At 45.8% G+C, this 21660-nt stretch carries 25 protein-coding genes; 15 read left to right on the forward strand and 10 right to left on the reverse strand.

Annotation, left to right across the window (positions count from 1 at the left end):
• The first annotated feature begins 111 nt into the window (after positions 1 to 111).
• From gnd to KQY15_RS11635, 4 genes are all read left to right on the forward strand, one after another.
• Positions 112 to 1641: an NADP-dependent phosphogluconate dehydrogenase gene (gnd, locus tag KQY15_RS11620; RefSeq protein ID WP_217669368.1), complete on the forward strand. Its 1530-nt coding sequence runs from the start codon at positions 112 to 114 to the stop codon at positions 1639 to 1641.
• A gap of 14 nt (positions 1642 to 1655) precedes the next feature.
• Entirely contained in the window at positions 1656 to 2852 is a 1197-nt protein-coding gene (gene purT, locus KQY15_RS11625; protein WP_217669369.1) for a formate-dependent phosphoribosylglycinamide formyltransferase, read from the forward strand.
• Positions 2853 to 3074: 222 nt separating this feature from the next.
• Positions 3075 to 4412, forward strand: a complete 1338-nt coding sequence (locus KQY15_RS11630) for an ankyrin repeat domain-containing protein (protein ID WP_217669370.1) — start codon at positions 3075 to 3077, stop codon at positions 4410 to 4412.
• 7 nt (positions 4413 to 4419) lie between these two features.
• Positions 4420 to 5088, forward strand: coding sequence for a hypothetical protein (locus tag KQY15_RS11635; protein ID WP_217669371.1), 669 nt, complete (start codon positions 4420 to 4422; stop codon positions 5086 to 5088).
• A gap of 16 nt (positions 5089 to 5104) precedes the next feature.
• On the opposite strand, the gene KQY15_RS11640 is transcribed toward KQY15_RS11635, so the two are convergent.
• A complete protein-coding gene (locus KQY15_RS11640; protein ID WP_217669372.1) occupies positions 5105 to 5887 on the reverse strand; it encodes a glycerophosphodiester phosphodiesterase in 783 nt (260 codons plus the stop codon).
• 101 nt (positions 5888 to 5988) lie between these two features.
• Between KQY15_RS11640 and KQY15_RS11645 the strand changes: the two genes are divergently transcribed.
• From KQY15_RS11645 to KQY15_RS11670, 6 genes are all read left to right on the forward strand, one after another.
• Positions 5989 to 6252 carry a hypothetical protein gene (locus KQY15_RS11645; protein ID WP_217669373.1) on the forward strand — a complete coding sequence of 88 codons (264 nt, stop codon included), beginning with the start codon at positions 5989 to 5991 and terminating at the stop codon, positions 6250 to 6252.
• 32 nt (positions 6253 to 6284) lie between these two features.
• Positions 6285 to 7088: an alpha/beta fold hydrolase gene (locus KQY15_RS11650; RefSeq protein ID WP_217669374.1), complete on the forward strand. Its 804-nt coding sequence runs from the start codon at positions 6285 to 6287 to the stop codon at positions 7086 to 7088.
• A gap of 50 nt (positions 7089 to 7138) precedes the next feature.
• Positions 7139 to 8278, forward strand: coding sequence for a serine hydrolase domain-containing protein (locus KQY15_RS11655; RefSeq protein ID WP_217669375.1), 1140 nt, complete (start codon positions 7139 to 7141; stop codon positions 8276 to 8278).
• Positions 8279 to 8280: 2 nt separating this feature from the next.
• Positions 8281 to 8688 (forward strand): GFA family protein, encoded by a 408-nt coding sequence (locus KQY15_RS11660; RefSeq protein WP_217669376.1) that lies wholly within the window; start codon positions 8281 to 8283, stop codon positions 8686 to 8688.
• Positions 8689 to 8888: 200 nt separating this feature from the next.
• Positions 8889 to 9557: a LiaF domain-containing protein gene (locus tag KQY15_RS11665; RefSeq protein WP_217669377.1), complete on the forward strand. Its 669-nt coding sequence runs from the start codon at positions 8889 to 8891 to the stop codon at positions 9555 to 9557.
• A 53-nt stretch (positions 9558 to 9610) separates the two neighbouring features.
• Entirely contained in the window at positions 9611 to 10198 is a 588-nt protein-coding gene (locus KQY15_RS11670; protein WP_217669378.1) for a DUF1287 domain-containing protein, read from the forward strand.
• 43 nt (positions 10199 to 10241) lie between these two features.
• On the opposite strand, the gene KQY15_RS11675 is transcribed toward KQY15_RS11670, so the two are convergent.
• Complete coding sequence (locus KQY15_RS11675; RefSeq protein ID WP_217669379.1) at positions 10242 to 10661, reverse strand: hypothetical protein; 420 nt, start codon at positions 10659 to 10661, stop codon at positions 10242 to 10244.
• A gap of 282 nt (positions 10662 to 10943) precedes the next feature.
• Between KQY15_RS11675 and KQY15_RS11680 the strand changes: the two genes are divergently transcribed.
• Positions 10944 to 11468 (forward strand): hypothetical protein, encoded by a 525-nt coding sequence (locus KQY15_RS11680; protein WP_217669380.1) that lies wholly within the window; start codon positions 10944 to 10946, stop codon positions 11466 to 11468.
• Positions 11469 to 11595: 127 nt separating this feature from the next.
• Positions 11596 to 12267, forward strand: a complete 672-nt coding sequence (locus KQY15_RS11685) for a hypothetical protein (protein ID WP_217669381.1) — start codon at positions 11596 to 11598, stop codon at positions 12265 to 12267.
• Positions 12268 to 12294: 27 nt separating this feature from the next.
• Here KQY15_RS11685 and KQY15_RS11690 read toward each other — a convergent pair whose 3' ends face one another.
• From KQY15_RS11690 to KQY15_RS11710, 5 genes are all read right to left on the reverse strand, one after another.
• A complete protein-coding gene (locus KQY15_RS11690) occupies positions 12295 to 12819 on the reverse strand; it encodes a YaeQ family protein (protein ID WP_217669382.1) in 525 nt (174 codons plus the stop codon).
• A gap of 183 nt (positions 12820 to 13002) precedes the next feature.
• Positions 13003 to 13701, reverse strand: coding sequence for a LytR/AlgR family response regulator transcription factor (locus KQY15_RS11695; protein WP_217669383.1), 699 nt, complete (start codon positions 13699 to 13701; stop codon positions 13003 to 13005).
• A gap of 1 nt (position 13702) precedes the next feature.
• Positions 13703 to 14761, reverse strand: coding sequence for a sensor histidine kinase (locus KQY15_RS11700; protein ID WP_217669384.1), 1059 nt, complete (start codon positions 14759 to 14761; stop codon positions 13703 to 13705).
• Positions 14758 to 15810 (reverse strand): serine hydrolase domain-containing protein, encoded by a 1053-nt coding sequence (locus KQY15_RS11705; protein WP_217669385.1) that lies wholly within the window; start codon positions 15808 to 15810, stop codon positions 14758 to 14760. The genes KQY15_RS11700 and KQY15_RS11705 overlap by 4 nt, the downstream gene beginning before the upstream one ends.
• On the reverse strand, positions 15807 to 16472 hold the full coding sequence (locus KQY15_RS11710) for a hypothetical protein (protein WP_217669386.1): 666 nt from the start codon (positions 16470 to 16472) through the stop codon (positions 15807 to 15809). The genes KQY15_RS11705 and KQY15_RS11710 overlap by 4 nt, the downstream gene beginning before the upstream one ends.
• Positions 16473 to 16660: 188 nt before the next feature.
• Here KQY15_RS11710 and msrB point away from each other — a divergent pair, with 188 nt between their 5' ends.
• Positions 16661 to 17050 (forward strand): peptide-methionine (R)-S-oxide reductase MsrB, encoded by a 390-nt coding sequence (gene msrB / locus KQY15_RS11715; protein ID WP_217669387.1) that lies wholly within the window; start codon positions 16661 to 16663, stop codon positions 17048 to 17050.
• 131 nt (positions 17051 to 17181) lie between these two features.
• Positions 17182 to 18636 (forward strand): glyceraldehyde-3-phosphate dehydrogenase, encoded by a 1455-nt coding sequence (locus KQY15_RS11720; RefSeq protein WP_217669388.1) that lies wholly within the window; start codon positions 17182 to 17184, stop codon positions 18634 to 18636.
• Between the two features lie 68 nt (positions 18637 to 18704).
• On the opposite strand, the gene cspE (KQY15_RS11725) is transcribed toward KQY15_RS11720, so the two are convergent.
• The 3 genes from cspE (KQY15_RS11725) to ald all read right to left on the reverse strand — a co-directional run bounded on the left by cspE (KQY15_RS11725) (position 18705) and on the right by ald (position 20826).
• Positions 18705 to 18914: a transcription antiterminator/RNA stability regulator CspE gene (gene cspE / locus KQY15_RS11725; RefSeq protein ID WP_213994945.1), complete on the reverse strand. Its 210-nt coding sequence runs from the start codon at positions 18912 to 18914 to the stop codon at positions 18705 to 18707.
• A gap of 276 nt (positions 18915 to 19190) precedes the next feature.
• Positions 19191 to 19400 carry a transcription antiterminator/RNA stability regulator CspE gene (cspE, locus tag KQY15_RS11730; RefSeq protein WP_217669389.1) on the reverse strand — a complete coding sequence of 70 codons (210 nt, stop codon included), beginning with the start codon at positions 19398 to 19400 and terminating at the stop codon, positions 19191 to 19193.
• A 301-nt stretch (positions 19401 to 19701) separates the two neighbouring features.
• Entirely contained in the window at positions 19702 to 20826 is a 1125-nt protein-coding gene (gene ald / locus KQY15_RS11735) for an alanine dehydrogenase (RefSeq protein ID WP_217669390.1), read from the reverse strand.
• 135 nt (positions 20827 to 20961) lie between these two features.
• Between ald and lrp the strand changes: the two genes are divergently transcribed.
• Complete coding sequence (gene lrp, locus KQY15_RS11740) at positions 20962 to 21450, forward strand: leucine-responsive transcriptional regulator Lrp (RefSeq protein ID WP_217669391.1); 489 nt, start codon at positions 20962 to 20964, stop codon at positions 21448 to 21450.
• Positions 21451 to 21660: the final 210 nt, after the last annotated feature.

A 21660-nucleotide genomic window follows, 5' to 3' on the forward strand; every position in this document is an offset into this window, starting at 1 on the left:
CAACAGCCAGGTTGTCGGTTTATTGCTGCTTTTACCATGCTTTTACAGTAGAATGCTCGCCATTTTCCGAGCCTGTTGTTGGCTTAGCAATACTAAGTAAAGGATCGTCAGATGACTGATACAGCGCCACTTTGTGACATCGGTTTTGTCGGAGCCGGGGTAATGGGTAAAAACCTCATTTTAAACCTTGCAGATAATGGCTACCGGGTAGCGGCCTTCGATTTAGACCATCAGAAACTGGAAGCGGTATTAGCGCAGGACGCTGCCGAGCGTGGCGATAAACCCGCCCGGGTTGTTGGCTGCAGCTCTTACACAGAACTATTGTCACGCTTATCTGCACCGCATCTAATCGTGTTATCCGTCCCAGCGGGTAAGCCAGTGGATGATATCTGCCATAAACTGATTGATGCCGGCATTCAGGCCGACGATATTATAGTTGATACCGGCAACAGTCTGTGGACAGATACGGTTGCCCGCGAAAAACAGTACGAGGGTAAGTTTATTTTCTTCTCTACCGCTGTTTCAGGCGGTGAAGTGGGAGCCCGTTTCGGGCCGTCTCTGATGCCAAGTGGTGACCCCTATGCCTGGACCCGCATTAAGCCATTGTGGCAGGCAATTGCTGCCAAAGTTGACCCTGCTACCGGTAAGCCTATCGAACGCTTTGAACCCGGCAACCCCGTAACTGAAGGCGAGGCCTGTGCCACCTATATCGGCCCCAGCGGTTCAGGCCACTATGTAAAAATGGTGCACAACGGTATCGAATACGCTGATATGCAGCTTATTTGTGAAGCTTATCAGGTAATGCGGGATATTCTGGGTATGACCTCAGCCAGCATTGCTGAGGTGTTTAAGCAATGGAATGATGGCCCCCTTAACAGCTATTTAATTGGTATCAGTGCTGAAGTACTGGCAACCAAAGACTCGGAAACCGGTTTACCACTGGTTGACGTTATTATGGATAAAGCCGGTCAGAAAGGCACAGGTTTGTGGACGGCGGTAAGCAGCCTGCAACTTGGAAGCCCGTCGCCAACAATTGCTGAGGCGGTTTATGCCCGTTCACTTTCAGCTCTGAAACATGAGCGGGTTAAGGCTGCTACCGTGTTAGCGGGGCCAGCCCAGAATATAATTTCTGCCGAGCAGAAAGATGAAATTATTCAGGCGCTGCACGATGCATTGTATTGTGCCAAAATTTGCGTCTACGCTCAGGGTTTTCATTTAATGAAGACAGCAGCAGACGAGCACGGCTGGCAACTGAACTTTGCTGAAATTGCAAAGATCTGGCGCGCTGGCTGTATTATTCGTGCGGTATTTTTGCAGTCGATTTCCGATGCCTTTGATCGCAATGACGAGCTGGAAAACCTGCTGCTTGACCCGTTTTTTGCCAAACAAATTTCGGTGTATCAGCAAAACTGGCGTAAGGCAGTGGCTAATGCCACCCTGGCTGGTATACCGGTCGCGGCGCTAAGCTCAGCGCTGAGTTATTATGACTCTTACCGCACTGCCGTATTACCGGCCAATTTATTGCAGGGCCAGCGTGATTACTTTGGTGCCCATACCTTTGAGCGTACTGACAAAGCCAAAGGTAAAATGTTTCATGTCGACTGGAGCAATCCGGCACGACCAATGGTGAAAATAAAATGATACCACAGGATAAAATGTCAAAAACTCCGGAACAGATAGGAACCCCCGGGGCGAACAGCAGCACTAAGGTGTTGCTGTTAGGCGCTGGTGAACTGGGTAAAGAGTTGTGTATAGAGCTCAAGCGCTATGGCTGTGAAGTGATTGCAGTAGACCGTTACCCTAATGCGCCTGCGATGCAGGTGGCAGACAAAGCAGTAGTAATGTCGATGCTGGATAACGCAGCGTTGCGCCAGCTGGTGATCAGTGAAAAGCCGGCGTTAATTGTGCCTGAGCTGGAGGCCATTGCCACCTCAGTATTAATTGAACTGGAAGACTGTGGTTTTAACGTGGTACCCAGTGCCAGAGCAGTAAACCTGACGATGAATCGCGAAGGTATTCGCCGCTTAGCAGCTGAAGAGCTGAAGCTCGCCACTTCGCCGTTCCGGTTTGCCAGCGACAAAGAGAGCTTTATCGCCGCGGTTAACGCAATTGGCTACCCATGTGTAGTCAAACCTATTATGTCGTCCAGCGGTAAAGGCCAGAGTGTGCTGCGCAGCGAGTCAGATATTGATGCCGCCTGGTTGTATGCGCAGGAAGGTGGCCGGGCCGGTAAGGGCAGGGTTATTGTTGAAGGTTTTATTGATTTTGACTATGAAATTACCTTACTGACTGTCAATTCGATGACCGGGATCCAATATTGTGCACCGATTGGCCATCGTCAGGAAAAAGGCGACTACCGGGAAAGCTGGCAGCCACAAGCTATGAGCGACAGGGCATTGGCTGAAGCTAAACGTTATGCCAAAGCGGTAGTTGAAGCCCTGGGTGGCCTTGGTTTATTTGGGGTTGAGTTGTTTATCAAAGGCGATACGGTATATTTCTCTGAAGTATCTCCACGGCCGCACGATACCGGTATGGTTACGTTGATTTCGCAGCAGTTAAGCGAATTTGCCCTACATGCCCGAGCCATTTTGGGTTTGCCCATTCCTTATATAAAACAATATGGCCCGGCTGCGTCGGCTGTATTGCTGGTCCCCGGCCACAGTTCAGATATTCAGTACCAGGGCCTGGCGGACGCACTGAGTGAGCCGGATACCGAACTGCGTATTTTTGGTAAGCCGGAAGTACAGGGCGAGCGGCGGATGGGTGTTGCACTGGCGCTGAGCGACACGGTTGAAGCGGCAACAGATAAAGCGCTGAATGTTATCAGTCAACTAAAAGTGACGCTCAGCTAGTATTCAGGAGGCAGTTACCGGCTACACTAAAACCACCTGCGGGTGGTTTTTTATTGGACTGGTTACTCAGACCTTACCGGAGCAAAAAAATACATTGCCAGAAACATAAAATGTAATTAATTTTATTCACCTATTTGCTGAATTCAATTAGCATCTTTCCTTTCTTTACCGCAATAGCACGCGAAGCAGTTGTTGCTAAAAAGTAGCTATAAGAGCCATATCATGTCAAAAAATACACTCACTCAGGACGAACTAACCGAGGTTTTGCATCGCCGGGATGCTGCAGATAGGATCAGTTGGTTAATAAAACAAAAAGATATTAACCCTGATTTATTGCGTTTCGGGCAGCGCAAACTGCCGCTGTTAAATGAATTACTTTGTGAAATGGGTAACAGATTTCATGCCATACAGAAAAATGTTGCTGTCGCTATCGCATTGCTTAATGCAGGCGTAAACCCACAGAAAATTCAAAGAGATAAGTTTTGTCCGTTAAGTTTAGCCTGCCAGAGTGTGCGGATGGATGCAGTGCTTATCGAGCCTCTTATTCATGCTTTATTGCAAGCAGGCGCAAAACCAGAAGTTTGTAAACAGCCACACTTGTTGTTTGTTTGCGGTATGATTTCAGAGTCTGACCGTTCCGGATATCTGAGTTCACCAATAGATGGATACGGCAATACGCCAGTTGATCCCGCTAAAAAACAGGCGTTAATCAATATTATTACTGCGCTCGTTGCAAATGGCGCTGATATTGATGCGTTCGATAAATATCACAAATACAATCCTCTGATGCTACTAGTTCAAACACCTGCCAGCTGCATTGTGGAGGATGTGCTGGTGCTTGGCGCGAATGTTAATATTGCTAATGCTGCAGGTAATACCCCGCTTTTATTTGCATGCGGAGATGTTGAGGTTTCAGGCCTTAAAGAGAATCGTAATGTAGAAGTTGTCAGGCGTTTACTGGCAGCAGGTGCTGATCCGGCAGTAACTAACCGAAATGGCAGAACACCACTCAGTGTTGCCAGCAAAAATGGTTACCATGATATTTGCTACGCGTTATATCAGGAATTGCAAGCGCGTGGCCAGTTTTATGCTGATGACAGAAAATACTTTAAAGACAGCCCATATAAAGACAAGATAGATGTCAAAGCCAAGCTTGCCAAAGCGCCTGAAAAAACTAAACGTAAGCCGGAGGGGCAAGCTGAATCCTGGCCTGCTGCCGCAGAGCGGCTGTATCGTAATTATCCGGAAAGTAGATTAGGTGAATTATTAAGACAGTTAACTTCCAGTGACAGTCTTATCGACGTTCGCCAGCGTCTATTTGCGGACACGTACTGCGATAGTTTTCACATTGGAAAGACTAAAAAGCTGTCGTATGTAGCGGGCACTATCACGCTTACTGATAATGTTTACGACAAGTACTTTACAGTGTCTTTTGAGCGAGAAGGCGCTAGTACGCTTAACATTCCCCTAACCACGAACGTTTCGTATTCTTCAGTGGCACAACTTCCCATAGCTGAAGTTCAATCCGCTATTTTGGCATTTTTGCCGGGATTGGAGTAGAACGCAGATGACAGGCAAAAGAACCCGTTCTGCAAATGCATTGCTGTTTGGATATGACTTAGTTGAACACGCTGAATCTCTGGATGTGGATCCTGCATTGCTTCAGCCACTGTTTACACTATGCAAACAGGAGGGGTTTATCGACGCACGTTGGTATAAGGAACAGCGGGATTATCTGGAAATGTGGCATCCCAAGGCAATTGATCTCGTTATGAAGTATCGGGATTTTGATGCCATCCCTGATAGTGAATTCGGGACGCTCGCTCCTAATCAAAGTTTTGATCTAGTTAATGCATTTACCAGGCATGATCGTCGGTTTCTGATTTATGACGGTTGGACAAGCTTAATGAAAAAAGCCGATATCATTAACACACTTACTAAAAGTCTAACGGCACTCAGATTACCGGTTTCAGCTATACATTGTGCAGAAGTTCCAAATACAAGTTACGATTTACAGCTTAAGATTGAATTGTCTGAGCAAAGTTATCAAACACGTTTTGTACCCAGGGCTAATAGTTGGCCACCTAAAGTATGGATGTTAATAAAAAAAATTATGTTTGAACAAACTAAGCTTGTTGCTTTGCACATGCCGGGGAAAAGCATGATATTTATGTCTGACAGTTTGGGGTTGGCACTTGTGCAGGCAGGTTTAGCTGTGCGGCGAGAGAAAGTTTAAGTTGTCATAACTCTTTTTATGACATCGGTTTCAAACTTAGTGGTTTATCGCTAAACAACCAGTCGACGCCGCGGGCTGCTTCACGGTTCATAATGTCAGGCAGGTTAATCTGGCCTGTGCCCACTTGTTTTCCAGCTAGCTGCAGTCGGCGGATCGTGGCATTGCCAATCAGCGCAAAAGAGCCCGCCACCGCGCCATGCCCCAGCGCCTGGTTCTGGCGCAGAATGTCACTGACATTAGTAAGGGCCACATCTACTAACGCGGCTGGTGGCAGCTGTCGAAACCCTTCCAGGTGATCCGGTTCAAGGCTCAATAGATGATAATCCTCGGCAGGTTCAAGCGCTGTTAATAACCTGGTTAGCTGAGGCTGCAATGGTTTGTAATCACGCCAGGATACTTTTAGCTCGATCATCAGGTGCAGCTGCTTGCCATATTGCTCAATCACTTCCTGTAAGTGCGGTATTTGCGGCAGTTCGCGGCGCAGTGTGGCAAAAGTAGTGTTAGCAATCTGTAAATCAGGCCGCTGAAATAGCCGGCCACAAGCCGGATCATGATGCACCACCGGCTCGCCATCCTGAGTCAGCCGCACATCCAGTTCAATGCCCCAGATGTTGTGCTGAAGGCAACGGTCAAAGGCTGCCAGGGTATTTTCTGGTGCCAGGCTGTTAATGCCCGCAATATAAGCACCACGATGCGCCACCAGCTTTAAACGGCCAGGGTCAGCCGTTATCCGGCAAGCCGGGCTCAGCCGCCACAGCTGGTTGGCCAGAGTATTCAAATGTTCAGTCCAGTCGGGCACTGCATTTCGCCATTTCTTAGAAACAAGTTGTTCACTTTACGAATAAAATCCACTAGCATCAAGCGCGTTGTAATTAGCAGATGATAACGGGATGTCCGGCCATGAATAATAAACAACAACGGCTTAAAGCTATTGAGAAAGAGTTAATCATCGCTGGTATTCTTGATGTTCCGGGGACCTTGCTGTTTGCTGCAGGGCTATACGCCACCTTTACGCCAGAAGGCGAGGCGTTTTTACCGGTATTAAATAACCCAACAGTGGTAACCAGCTGTCTGGTATTCGGTGGTGGCATGATGCTATGGGGCGGGTATAAGTTGTTTACGCTACTACGCGAAAAAGCACAATTATTGAAAATGCCGGGCTAGCGGAATATAGCGCAGTTTTTTAAGGATCTATTTTGAAATTTTTTACACTTCTGTTGGTGACACTGTCTTTCAGTGTTTTCGCCTTACCTACTCAGTTTATTAAGGTTAATGAATTTGAGCTGGAGTATGAAATTGCCGGTAGTGGTAAGCACGTCGTATTGCTTGAAGCCGGTGGCAGATCGGCGATGACAGATTGGGATCCGGTTTTTAGCCAGATAACAGAGAAGGCAACAGTTATTCGCTACTCCCGGGTTGGTAATGGCAATTCAACCCAGATTAAACGCCATTTTACCTCGCGCGATTATGCAGACCATGCCAGTGAGTTGCTGAAAAAATTAAACATCGCAGAGCCGGTTATTCTGGTCGCGCATTCCTATGGTGGCAGTGTGGCACGGGACTTTGCCGCTGCTTACCCTGAAAAAGTGAAAGCCTTACTTTTATTGGACCCGTCTTCTGAGCATGATGTTGATATATTGCGAGCTATTAATTTAGAGCAGGGCAACCTCGAAATAGCCCAGATTAAATTGGACGATATGAAAGACGGTATGTCAAACCAGTATCTGGATTTTTGGAGTAAAAGGCCTTTGCCAGATTATCCCCAGATTAAAGCAATGCCAACTACAGTCATTGTTTCAGTGAAAAAGGTAGAAAACCCAACCAACTTATTTTTTACTGATCAAGGCCGCAAGCTTTGGGGTGAGCATTGGCACAGCTGGGCTGCAGCTTTTCCACAAGGGCGGGCTGTGTTAACTGAGCAAAGCGGCCACTATGTCCAGTTTGATGAGCCGCAATTGGTTGTGCAAGAGTTAACACGATTGGTTGAGCAATTGGACTAACCGCTAACGAATTAAATCAAAAAATGATTTCTGAATGCCACGGAGGGTAAATGTACTTTGAAAAGATAAGAAACTATCTGCCTTACATGCTACTGGGTGTTTGCAGTATAGTTGCAATGCCCACGCTAAGTTCTGAACCTGCACCCGGACCATTGCAGCACTGGCAGCAGCAAGCTGTTGCTGAAGGCTTTGACGGTCAGGTATTGGTAAGGCAAGCGGGTGAAACACTGTTATTACAGGCTTTTGGCACGGCTGATTATGAGGCCGGTCGCGCTTTTACTACAGATACCGTATTTGATATTGGTTCATTGACCAAACAATTTACTGCTGCCGCTATTTTAAAACTACAAGAGCAGGGCAAACTGCAGCTTACCGATACTCTGGGCCAGTTTTTTCCTGAGGCTGGAAATGACAAAAAAGCGATTACATTACATCAGTTGCTTACCCATAGCTCTGGCCTGGTAAACAATTTATCTGGTGGCGATTACAGTAGAGTTAGCCGCAACACCTTTATTAAGCGTTTGTTTCGCTCAAAACTTAATGCAACGCCTGGTACAGAGTTTTCGTACTCTAATGCCGGTTATGCGCTACTGGGGTTAGTTATTGAACGGCTATCTGGTCTGAATTATGAGCAATATGTGCATCAGTATTTGCTAAAGCCTGCCGGATTACAACATACTGGTTATCGGATCCCTGACTGGTCTGGTTTACCCGTAGCAACAGGGTATGAGCTAAAACGCGATAGCTTATTCGGTGGTAAAGCCGATGGCAGCAGCGAGCGCTGGGGCACGCCACTTGAAAAGTCCTGGGATAAAGATGGCCCTTGGTGGAACTTACATGCGAATGGCGGCTTTTTGTCGACGATGGGCGATCTGCACCGCTGGCAGCTGGCACTGCAAACCGAAACAATACTCAGCCAAGCATCAACTTCTCTATTATTCACGCCACATGTTGCAACGCCTCGTGAAGGTGTGTTTTACGGTTATGGTTGGATTGTTGAAACCGCTAGCCCAGCGGGTAAAGTGGTGCGTCATGGCGGCAGTAACGGCATTTTTAATACTGATTTTCGCTATTACACCGATACACAATTGCTGATTATTTTTATGACTAACAACGATAGTCAGTTTTTCCCGGCTTATCGGGATACGTTAGTTGAGGCGGTGCTGTCGTCCGCCGCCGTTGAGGAGTAACCATGTACCAGGGCGGGTGTTTGTGTGGCGAGGTTGCCATTGAAATTAATGGGCCTATCAGTAGTATTATTCATTGCCATTGTTCGCTGTGTCGTAAATCCAGCGGCACTGCCTTTGCTACTAATGGCTTTGTTCAGACAACGGACTTCAACGTGGTAAAAGGTGCTGCGCTGTTAAGCCAATTTGCTTTTAAGCCAGGTCGCATCAGGCACTTCTGCAGCAATTGTGGCTCACCAGTGTACAGCAGTAATGCAGATGATACTACGCGCATCAGAGTCAGGTTAGGTATTCTCAACACGGCTATCAGCGAGCGACCGCAATCACACAATTTTTATAGTTCAAAAGCCAATTGGGAAGATTTGGACGCTAACCTGCCGCGTTTTGATAGTTTTGAACCTGGCCGCAAATAGCCTGAATAAACCAAGGCGCTTATTTGCCCAAGACCGTTTTGTTATTGCTGCAGCACTGTGCTGTATTGACGCAGCCGTCGCGCCAACTGCGTCCAGCATGAAATCATATATTATTTACATTTTGATACTAAAAAATGACATTCGTTTGCCTAAACTATGCTAACGTTTCAGCAGCAAAATAGCGTGAACAGGAGTTCATAATGGCGATTGATACCAGTGGTGTAAAAATTGAAGACCGGCCGTTTGATCAGGTAAGGCAAGAGGCTATTGATCAGCTGATTATGAATTACAGCCATGGTGTGATATCAGCTGAGGCTTTTGAGCGGCGGCTTGACGTTGCCTCTGATGCCAGCAGCATTCAGGAACTGATAGATGTCGTGTCTGACCTGTCATTGCAACCAGATAACCAGTATCAACAGCAACGTGAACGAACATTCTCGCCGCGATATCAGGCCGGCAATGATACCCGCAACGAACGTATTATTTGCGTCCTTTCATCAAATCAGCACAGTGGTCAATGGCTGGTGCCTGCTGAAATCTGCATTGTTAGCGTGCTTGGCACGGTAGAACTGGATTTTTCTGAAGCAATTTTCCAGCACCAGCGAATTGTAATCCGGGTTAATAACTTAATTGGCAGTTTAACCATTCTGATACCCGAGCAGGTAAACGTGGTATCCAATATGTTTAATATTATTGGCAGTACTGATAACAGTGCGCCTTGCATGGGCGACCGCCAGGCGCCACAAATTGTGGTAGAGGGGTACTCTGTTCTTGGCTCGCTGGATATAAAGCTGAAAAAAACCATGAAAGAAAAGTTTACTGCTTTTGCCGATCAGTGCCGGGCTATGTTTGGTTTTAATAAACCATAATCGTTTCCATTAAAACGTTTTAAATCTCAGTAAGTATCGGCTATGGAGAATGAATGCGCGCCCTGTTTTTTATTGTGTTAAGTGTTATTTCTGGTGCAGTTAGCGCACAGCCTGCTGACTTTTCATCAAAACTGGTGCAGGCAGCGCTGCAGCGAACCGAGCATCAGGTTCGTTATGACGGTGCATACATGCGTATTGAGTATCCGGGCGGTGACGTTCCGGCAGATATTGGGGTGTGTACTGATGTGGTTATTCGTAGTTATCGTAGCCTTGGAATCGATTTACAACAATTAGTGCATGAAGATATGCGCGATAACTTCAGCAGTTACCCGTCAAAACGAATTTGGGGGCTAACCAGGCCTGACAGTAATATTGATCATCGCCGGGTACCTAATTTACAGGTGTTTTTTCGTCGTCATGGCACCTCGCTGCCAGTAACGCAGCGGGCGGCAGATTATAAACCCGGCGCCATTGTCAGCTGGATGTTGCCCGGTAATTTGCCACATGTAGGTATTGTTACTGATAGGCTGGTTGCCGGCACTGAGCGGCCAATGATCGTACATAATATTGGCGCCGGCCCACAACTGGAAGACGTCTTATTTTCCTACCCGATAACCGGGCATTTCAATTATTTTAATTAGCGAGCCGTTTTAAATCGCGAACAGTACTTTAACTCGATTTAAGTTACTGACTTTCAGCACGTTTTTTGGCACTACGTAAATAGCGAATTAGTCTTGCCTCTTCATCATTTATCGGTTCCTGGCCGATATAAGTAGCCTCTTGTTGTACAGCTTGCTGCTTTTGAATATTTTCCTGCAGTAACAGCAGCTCTGCTTCAGAAAGTTGCTCCCAAAGACCATTTCTGTCTGAAGCTAGTTCACATTTTCTTGGGAGCGACTCTAAAATTAAAATCGCACCCAATGAGTAAAATTTATTGTCATAAACACAGCCGAGAATTTTGCCTCTGTCGACCACCAGCTGCCAGGGAAAATTCTTGTCACTGACACTTATACCAGGGGCTGTCAAACGGGCCGTCTCTTCTGCTGCAGCCGCTGGCAGTTGTAGCACGCAAAAAAGAAATAGGGAAAATGTTGTCAGTTTCATCTGACCTTCCTTTAGTCGTTGTCATTGGATGTATAAATTAATAGTGTGCTAACCTAAACAACATTTTTTTCTAAATCAATTACAAAGTTATGCCGTATTGTGTTTTTGAAGTTTATTTCGCTGCGTATTACCAGTAACTTCGATAATATGGGCAAAAAACTGACTAAATTAGTAAAAACAAAATTATCAATTGCATACTGACATTAATCCATCTATAACTTAATATGCGTATTTCGATAGTAAGAGGTACGAGCAGTTAAAAAGTGTAATGGAGGACGCAGTGTGAGTAGTTTTTTAAAGCCATATGTGTGGGTTGTTGTTGGCGTGTTGTCGCTGTCGTTTCAGGCTGCTGCTGCGGTAACCGTGCAGTTTAATTCTGAGCGGAATGCTGCCTGCTGGCAGATTATAGAACAAAGAAAGCCAGGTTTCTGCCGGCTGCACTTTGAGTTTATCGATCCTAAGCCTGACTCTGTTTATGCTGATCAAACTTTACTGAGCAACTCTGTTAGTGATTACCCAGCCAAGCGCAATGGCTACCCAACCTCATTTCAAAAACTGGAATATTCGTTACAGTTTTTTCAGTACAGCGCCGCGCGTTTTAAAATTCGCAATAATTTGGTGTTTATCCGTTCTGATGACGGTTCAGTACAATTGAATATGGGTATATTAACGTCCGCCAGTGGTGGCTACAGTTATTTACTGGCTGATAGTGAAAGCCAGATCAGACAGCTAATTGCGGATATGCAAAAATCAGACGGTCATTCAACCCGTTATCAGCGCAATATTGAGCAGCTTTTTCGAAATTAAAGGTAGTACGGCTAGTTCAGGATTGGTTCATTGGGTCGGCTTTAAGGTTACACTCTGATTTTGGTAATGTGCCGCCTTTGCGAATTTTTTAATCATAAGTCGCGGCACAGCAGGGATTGGGAGACGAATGGATTCCGTTACGGCTATACTTGGCAGCTTTTCGGTAAAAACTGAATATTACATCTGGTTATTTATTTTTATAAATCTGCTGTGGTTTGCATTATTTTGTTTCAGTAAATATGCCGCCAGTAAACGTTACCAGCAATTGCAGCATTCATTAAACCATGAGCTGGAGCGCCGGCGCAAAGTTTACGAACTTAAAGTTTGTCAGTATGAAGACTACTGCCATGAGCTGGAGACATTTCAGCTTAAGCATCAGAATGATTACCAAAGTGTGTTCCTGCCGCTTTATACCGAATTTAGTAAGCGCTATCAGGCCGCTGATGCGGCTGAAGATACCGCTGCTGCCTCTTTAGCGACTTTATGGTTTTGTGGCGAAATTCAACAAGTCAGCAGCAAAAATAATAACGAACTGACAGCGCTCGATAAAAAGACGGCAGAACTAACACTCAGTGCTGCTGATGATGTTGTGGAAATTCTGACGGATATTCAACTGCTCTGTCAAAAGTTGCTGGTGGTAACCACTGAGCAGATGAATAAACTTGTCGCCGTTGCGCTAAGTAAAGATCATCAGGCAGTGAAATTTATGGGTGATGAGTTGCAGCAAACCAGCAGCGATCTGCACGCAAAAACCCGCCAGTTAATGCAGGAAATCAGGCGGGATCTTCTGATTTTCTGAATTTTCAGCAACCAGGTTAAGCTTGTTTTAATGATAGATTCTGCGCTGCAGTAAAATATCGAGAACCTGAGTCCCGTCAGTCAGGCTGAGTTGTTCAGCTTCGCGCCACACGCTCAACTTCATATGCGTTTTCAGCATCAAGCTTAACGCCATTATGTCTGCATCACTAAACATGTAGCAATCGGCATTGGCATTGGCTGCCTGGCCATCGTTTATTCTGACTTGCTGTTCTGTCAGAAACAAAACAACCTGATCAGCCTGATGCAAAGCCCGGCGAAGGCTTTTGTCTGGCAGCGGGTCAACAACAGCCCACAGTGTAAAATGCTGCTGGTCGTCCCGCAAATACAAATCTGGCAATTTACCAAAGCCGGGGTGCTGGTTAAGAGTCGGGTGTAAGTCGTACAATATAAGATACGCTAGTAGTCGTCTGGCAAAGTGTTCAGCTGATTCTTGTTGATACGGAGCAATATAGTGACGATGTTGCTGAAATAGCTTTAACGCCTCACAGTTATAGTTTAAATCAAGTCTGACAACCTTGGTATTCATCATCATTTGTGTCACCAATCTGGTTCTGCTGGTTTGTGTCTGCTGGTTTGTGTCTGTCCTGTTATCCTCCTTTTAAGCAATATCTGTGCCTGTCGTCCTGTTATCCTCGTTTTAAGCAATATCTGTTTAAGCAATATCTGTGCCTGTCGGCTAATAAATCAGTCCGGAACAATGGCAAAAAAATAAATCTTATAAGCTCCAGTGTTGACGAAAGGCACTGGCCTGACGGCGGGAAATTTCTACCTGCTTACCATACTGTAGCTGAACGTCAAAACCGCCAGCAACAGATGGGGTTATCTCTTTGATATAGTGCGTATTAATTATCCAGCTTCGGCTGGCCCGAAAAAAACTTTCGGTCGGTAGCCGCTCTGCAATCGCGCTGATACTGCGATATGTCGCTGGTGTTGCATTAGCCAGATGTACCCTGGTGTAATTACCCATCGCTTCAAAACAAATGACATCAGCTAAGGTGACAAAGAAGCAATTATCACCATCTTTTAGAAAAAATTGCTGGTGTAATGCCAATTTCTGTTCATTCTGACTAACTGGTTTTAACTTATCAAAAGCAGCTTGTAAGCGTTTTAAGGTTACCGGTTTAAGTAAATAATCCAGCGCATTATATTCGAAAGATTTAATGGCGTAATGATCATAGGCGGTAACAAAAATAATCTGCGGCAAGTAATCCAATTGCTCAAGCAGTTTAAAACCGTCACCACCTGGCATATTAATGTCCAGCAGCACTACGTCTGGTTTAAGTGTCTCAATTTGCTGCTTAGCCTGACGAATATTGGCAGCTTCACCAATCAGGGTGGCACCATTGATATGGTTTAATTGTTCTGACAGTTCCAACCGGGCCAGCCGGCTGTCATCTACGACAAGTACCTGCATGCTAATACTCCAGTGGTATTCGAATGTGCGTTTTGACTTTATTATGCTCACTTTGCAGTGTTAAACCGGTTTGTTTGCAGTCAGGGTACAGCAGTCGCAGCCGTTGCCGGATGTTCTGTAAGCCCAGGCCCCGATAGTTTTCTGGTTGCTGAAGATTGCCATCATTACTGATAACAATGTCCAGCATACTATCGTTGCAATGCACTGTTACATCAATACTGCCGCCATCAATTTCAGTACTGATCCCATGCTTAATGGCATTTTCAACACAAAGCTGCAGCAATAATTTGGGCACCAGTGCTTGCCGGCATGTCAGTTCAGTATTAATCACGAAACGCAATCGGTCTTCAAACTGAATTGAACATAGCGCAACATATTCATTAACGATGGCAAGCTCAGCATCCAACGTAACTTTCGGGTTGTCGTCCTTACTCAGGCTGTACCGCAGCATGTCAGCCAGCCTTGCCAGCATATCTCTGGCCCGGGCTGGGTCTTCCAGAATTAATGCCCTGATATTATTGATAGCATTGAACAAGAAATGTGGATTAAGCTGATGTATTAATGCATCAAGCTTACTGGATTTCAGCAATTCGCTGGTCTGATGCAGTTGTCTGACCTTACTAATGCTGAAGTACAGAGCAGACCAGAATAGTAATGCCAGTAGCATATTGAAAAAATTACCGGAAAACACGACTCTGATCACAAACCAACGCTGTGCTGCCGGTATCGGATTGGTTACGCCAAAGTGGGCAAGGACCAGTACCGTTATAATTAGCAACAATGTTGCTGTAGCGGCAACCAGTATGCTGCCAGCGGTCAGATAACACACTTGCTGCCAGATATTTTTGCCCCGCAGATATGCTTTATATCCGTTGCGGATAAAATGCGAGCCAATAGCAGTGCTGCCAACCAGCACCGCAGCGTATAGCCATTCAACCGGCGTAAAGATTACCCTCATCCATGCCACGATACAGATCACGCTTAAAAGTAAAAGCCAGCCAGTAAGCTGGCATATCAGGTAAAGATGTCGTTGCACAAAAGCCAGGGTAGGGTAATTCATTTGGATGATAACTCATTGTCTGTTACCCCGGCATGTTGGGGTAATTGCTGCGGCTGCTGTAATTGCTGCAAAAGTGCCATACCGCCAGGTGTTACCGGAATAGATGAGTTACTCAGGATCACAATCCCTACCTGTTCGGCAGGAGCAAAACCGACAAAAGCGTTGAAGCCGGCAGTCTGACCATTGTGCCAGACCAACCCCCGGGGGTGCAGCATCCAGCCATAGCCTACAGCCGGGTCTGAAAGCAAAGATGTTACCGATAAACGCATAGCATCTGCCAGTGCCGGCGAAGAAACGGGTTCAGACGCTGAGATCGCGGTAGCTTGCAGATAATGCTGAACCAGTAACGCCATGTCGTCAATGGTTGATAACACAGCGCCCGCACCCGCCAGCGCCTGAAAATGCCAGTTTGCAGCCGTGCTGCCGTCAATATGGTAGCCTTTTGCCCGCTTTGGATAACGGCCGTTTGTTATGGCAACGGCACTGTCGGCCATACCCAGGGGTTGAAATACTTGTTGTTGAAGCAGTGCCGCAAAGCTGCTGTTCTGCTGCTGGCTAACTATCTCTGCCAGCAAACCAAAGCCAAAGTTCGAGTATTCAAACTGCTGTTCACCGGTTTTCACCTGTTGCAAGGCTTGCATTAAATCTGCATGGGTATAATTTGCATAAGGATCGGTTAAGTCAGAGAGTGGCAGGTTAGCTGGTAAACGCGGCAATCCGCTGGTATGGCTCAGTAAGTTGGCAATGCTGTACTGATGATGCTGATATACAGGGTCTTTTAACAGCGAGGCGATAGTACTGTTTACTGATAGTTGTTGGTTGTTGACAGCCAGCGCAGTCAGCAAACCAACTAAAGGTTTAGTGACTGAGCCTATTTCAAATAACGTTTTATTGCTGACAGCCTGGTTCTGCTGATTATTGGCCAGGCCATGCAGATAAAACCGGGTTTGACCTTCGCTGATGATGGCAATGGCAACACCAGCATCAGCGAATTCTGCATCTAACCATTGATCTATATCAGCTAAGGTCGGCTGCAATGGTTTACTCAATCTGGCTTTTTTTTTAGAACCAACGGCATAGCCGCACCCTGCACAAAGGTGCCTTGCCAGTTGCCATCCTGCAAGGTTGCGCTATAGCTGGCATTTATAATGGCAGAGCTGAATTCCAGCTTGTCTGAGCTGATACTGAATTTATCAACCGGAATTCCAAAGCTTTGCTGTTTAGGGCTGTCAAGCGTGACATGATAATCCTGACCTGCTACCGCTATATTAAGTACCAGCGGCAGGCGGGCACTGTTGTTGATAATAAGATCACCATACCAGCTGCCCTCATTTTCCAGCAATTTAAGCTGCTGCTCGTCAAGCTTAGTTAAGTTCAGCTCGCGGGCTTTACCCTGGACAAAGGTGCCCTGCAGCTGACCTTGTACCAGACTACCACTAAAACTGGCATTCAGTTTATCGTCCTGGAATTGCACACTATTACTGTCGATGCTGAACTGGCTTGGTTGATAATCAAACATTCCCTGGTTCGGGCTGTCTATCGTTAGCGAGTATCCTTCAGGTGTATTGTTGATATTAATACCTAACGTCAATGCTGCCTGCGGCGCCATCTGCATTTTTCCGCGCCACTTCCCGGTAAGCTTTTCTGCAGCTCCCGGAAACGACACTACTATTATTAGTAAAGCACTGAACCATACTAGTAACTTTTGCATAATAATCTCCTTTGCGGTGTTGGTGTTGTTACTGTCAGGTAAGTGTAATCACTGAAAAAAGTAAGTGGCGCTTTTTATGTCTAACGGCATTTTTTATATATTAAAGGTAACCTTGCAAAATAACGCTAAGCTATTAGTAATCAATAGTTGCATTATTGCAACTATGTCGTGGTCAGCAGGAAGGTATTATGAAGTTAACTGAGCAGCAATGGCAACAACGTTTAACCGAAGAGCAATACCGGGTAACCCGGCTAAAAGGTACTGAATACCCTTTTACCGGCCAGTTACTTCATCATACAGCAGATGGTACCTATCACTGCATTTGCTGTGGTGCCGTGTTGTTTTCCTCCGATACTAAATTTGATGCGGGTTGTGGCTGGCCCAGTTTTTATCAGGCGCTGGAAGGCAGAGTAAAATATCACACTGACACCAGCCATGGTATGCAGCGTACCGAGATTGTCTGCAGCAACTGTGATGCCCACCTCGGCCACGTGTTTGAAGACGGCCCGGCACCGACCGGGCAACGATATTGTGTAAACTCGGTAAGTTTAAGGTTTCAACACGCAACGAAAACCTGAAATTAACCTGTTGTGGTTGTGGTAAGGTTTCAATATCTATTACAATGTGCCGCCTTTAATAAATAAGCTGTACCCTACAAAACAGCGTAAGGCTCCGATTAATTCATCTTCTTGAAGTAAAAGGCCGACACATGACCCTATCACACGCAGAGCAATACCAGAAAAGCTGGCAGGAACGCCAGGAATATGCCGAGAATATGCAGCCTATTATTGGCCGCTTATACCGTAATAAAGGAATTGAAGTGGTGGTTTATGGCCGCCCGCTGGTAAACGCTACGACAATCGATATCATTAAAGCGCATAAAACTGTAGAACGCTTTGAAGGCGAAAAGCTGCGGCTGCGCGAAAGCTTCCCGGTATTGGAAGCCATTAGCAAAATGAATCTGGCACCTGGACGGGTCGATATCGGTAAACTGGCATATGGCTTTTTATTTAAGAATTCAGGCGCAGGCTTAAATCTGGAGCAATATTTAGCCCGTGAATTGAGCGATATTCTGGACCGGGAAGATAAAGTACAGGCAACAGATGTTGTCCTGTATGGCTTTGGCCGTATCGGCCGTTTACTGGCCAGGCTAATGCTTGAACGCTCTGGTCCTAGCAGCAAATTACGACTAAAAGCAATAGTGGTTCGCGGCGGCAAAAAAGGTGATTTGGAAAAGCGCGCCAGTTTATTGCGGCGTGACTCTATACACGGCCCTTTTAACGGCAGCATTACAGTTGATGAAGAAAACCAGGGCATTAAAGCCAACGGTACTTTCATTAAAGTTATTTATGCCAGCTCACCCGAGCAGGTTGATTATACAGCATATGGTATAAATAATGCGCTGGTGGTCGATAACACCGGGATTTGGAAAGATGACAAAGAACTAGCCATCCATTTCCAGAGTAAGGGGACAGCCCGGGTATTGCTAACGGCACCGGCAAAAGGCGAAGTGCCTAATATTGTTTATGGTGTAAACCAGGAAATGATATTACCAGAACATAAGTTTGTTTCTGCGGCAAGCTGTACCACAAATGCCATAACGCCGGTACTAAAAGCGCTGAATGATGAATTTGGTATTCGTAATGGTCATGTTGAAACCGTGCACTCTTACACCAACGATCAAAACCTTATTGACAACTTCCATAAAGCAGAACGCCGGGGCAGGGCAGCACCACTTAATATGGTTATTACCTCTACCGGTGCGGCCAGTGCAGTCGCCAAAGCATTGCCAGAGCTAAAAGGTAAACTTACCGGTAATGCTATCCGGGTACCGACACCAAATGTTTCAATGGCCATTTTGTCGTTAAATCTGAATAAAGAAACCAGCCGGGATGAGTTAAATGCGTTTTTACAGCATACCTCTTTGTTCTCTGAGCTACAGGATCAAATTGATTACACCAGCTCAACTGAGATTGTTTCATCTGATTTAGTGGGTTCACGTTATGCCGGCGTAGTAGATTCGCAAGCTACCATTGTTGATGGTGACCGTTGCGTCTTGTATGTCTGGTACGATAACGAGTTTGGTTACAGCACTCAGGTTATCCGGGTGATGAATGATATGGCAGGCATTAAATACCCAACCTTGCCGGTTGCCAAACCATAGCCATATGAGGGTTTAGCAAAAAGCCGCTGTAAGCGGCTTTTTTAATGGGCGTAAGACGTGTTTTGCTATTACAGCAAGGTTACGTTAGCAGCTTGCGGGCCTTTCTGGCCTTGTTCGATTTCGAAAGCAACGCGCTGGCCTTCGTTTAAGGTTTTGTAACCTTCAGTCTGAATTGCACGGAAGTGAACGAACGCGTCAGCGCCGCCGTTATCCTGGGTGATGAAACCGAAACCTTTATCTGCGTTGAACCACTTTACTACACCAGTTACTTTAGCCATGACTGACTCCTAAAAAATTTAAAATATTAATTACGCTTAATGCGTTGTAAGCCTGACTGTTACTTATGCGGCCAAACGTGCGTGAATCTTCAGGGACATGACTTACTATGAAGCTGTGTAGCGAAGTGTTCAAAAACATGTTGTTACATAGGTCTGCTTTACAGGCCGGCGCTAATAATATCAGCTCTGGTTAAATTGTATAGTGTTATTAATAATCCAATACAAATAAAAAAAAACCGGCTTAAAGCCGGTTTTTTTGCTGAACGAACTTAGCTATTAAAGCACAGTTACGTTAGCAGCCTGAGGGCCTTTCTGGCCTTGTTCGATTTCGAACGATACGCGCTGACCTTCGTCTAAGGTTTTGTAACCTTCAGTCTGGATTGCACGGAAGTGAACGAACGCGTCAGCGCCGCCGTTATCCTGAGTAATGAAACCGAAACCTTTATCTGCGTTGAACCACTTTACTACACCAGTTACTTTAGCCATGAATGACTCCTAAAAATTTTGATAAAACTAAATTACGCTTAATGCGCTGTTAGCCTGACTGTTAAATTTACTTATGCGGGCAAACGTGCGTGAATCTTCAGGGACATGACTTACTATGAAGCTGTGTAGCGAAGTTTTCAAAAACATGTTGTTACATAGGTCTGCTTTACAGGCCGGCTGTCACTTTAACAGGTCTGAGCCGAATGTATAGCTTTATTATTGATTTATTGAAATTATTTGAAAAAAACAACAAAAAACCGGCTTGAAGCCGGTTTTTATCTGGTTTTTTAAGACTAGCCGCCTATTTGTTGCTGCCGATAGCCTGCTCTGGTGCAACGTAGTCAAAGCCTAACGCTTCGGCAACACTCTGGTTGGTTACCTTGCCATGATAAACATTCAAACCAGCCAGCAAGTGCTTATCTTCGGTCAAGGCCTGTTTGTAACCTTTGTTTGCCAGACGGATGATAAATGGCAGGGTAGCATTGTTCAGGGCAAAGGTAGAGGTACGCGGCACAGCGCCCGGCATGTTTGCCACACAATAGTGAACAACATCATCCACAATATATGTTGGGTCGGCATGGGTAGTTGCACGAGACGTTTCAACACAGCCGCCCTGGTCGATCGCAACGTCAACGATGGCTGAGCCAGGTTTCATTCGTTTAATGTGTTCGGCCGTAATTAATTTTGGTGCCGCAGCACCTGGCACCAACACACCGCCGATGACTAAATCAGCTGCCAGTACTTCCTGCTCTAATGCTGCTGCGGTTGAATAAATTGCTTTTACAGCGCCGTTAAACTGAGCGTTAATACGACGTAGTACATCAACATTGCGATCTAATACAGAGACATCTGCACCCATGCCAACTGCCATTTGCGCTGCGTTAGTACCAACCATACCGCCGCCGATAACCACAACTTTTGCCGGTGCGACACCAGGCACGCCGCCTAACAATACACCACGGCCGCCACAGGACTTTTCCAGTGCCCGCGCACCAGCCTGAATTGACATCCGGCCAGCAACTTCAGACATTGGCGCCAGCAGGGGTAAGCCACCTTTGCTGTCGGTTACCGTTTCATAAGCGATACATACCGCTTTTGATTTAATTAAGTCTTCTGTTTGCGCTAAGTCTGGAGCCAGGTGCAGATAAGTAAACAGGATTTGACCTTCACGCAGCATAGCCCGCTCAACAGCCTGGGGCTCTTTTACTTTTACGATCATTTCTGCTTTAGCAAATACTTCAGCAGCGCTGGCTAATACAACAGCGCCCGTTTCTGTGTAATCTTCATCAGTAAAACCAATGCCGATGCCGGCATTGTGCTCAACATAGACATTGTGACCATGGCCGATTAGTTCGCGCACGCTGGCCGGTGTCATGCCGACACGGTACTCATGGTTTTTAATCTCTTTTGGGATACCGATTATCATAATATTTCGCCTTGTAGGTATGAGGTAAAATTTGTGCGCAGTATACAGAGTAAAATGCAGAATTAATGCTTGTTTTAAGGCGTTGAGTTAGTGCAAAATCCTGTTTAAATATTAAAATAGGTGGTTTTCACTGCTATGTACTCTTTAAGTAAAAGTATCAAGAAGTTAGACCGGATTGATCGTAAAATACTGACCGAACTGCAACACGATGGCCGTCTTGCCAACGTTGAATTAGCAAGGCGGGTAGGGTTAAGTCCGACTCCTTGTCTTGAGCGGGTTCGTAAGCTTGAAGCCGAAGGTTATATTATAGGCTATACCGCTCTGGTTGACCCCCATAAGGTTGGGGCCGCGTTATTAGTTTTTGTTGAAATAACTTTAAGTAAAACGTCGCCTGAGGATTTTGACGAGTTCAGTAAGGCCGTACAGAAGCTGGCTGAAATTCAGGAATGCCATCTGGTTTCAGGTAGTTTTGATTTTTTGCTAAAAACCCGGGTGGCTAATATGGCTGCTTATCGTGAACTTTTAGGAGAAACTTTACTCAGGTTACCCAGTGTAAGGGAAAGCAGGACTTACGTAGTGATGGAAGAAGTAAAGCAAAGTAGTTTTGTGGCAATGACATCATAGCATTCTGACCAGGCGCGTAATTCTGGTTATTCCGGGATAAAAAGGATACAGCGGACGTTAATTTTAACTAAGCTAGCTTTAAATTTGTCATCCGACAGCTGGCAACAGCATCGAAATAAACCCCTTGCCAGGTTATGGCGCAGATGCACTTTTTTGCTGGCTCTGGTATGGTATTAAGGTCTGCGCAGACAGTATAAAATAATGAGGCCC

The organism is Arsukibacterium indicum (genome assembly GCF_019100565.1).
In the GTDB taxonomy this organism is placed as follows: Bacteria; Pseudomonadota; Gammaproteobacteria; order Enterobacterales; family Alteromonadaceae; genus Alishewanella; species Alishewanella indicum.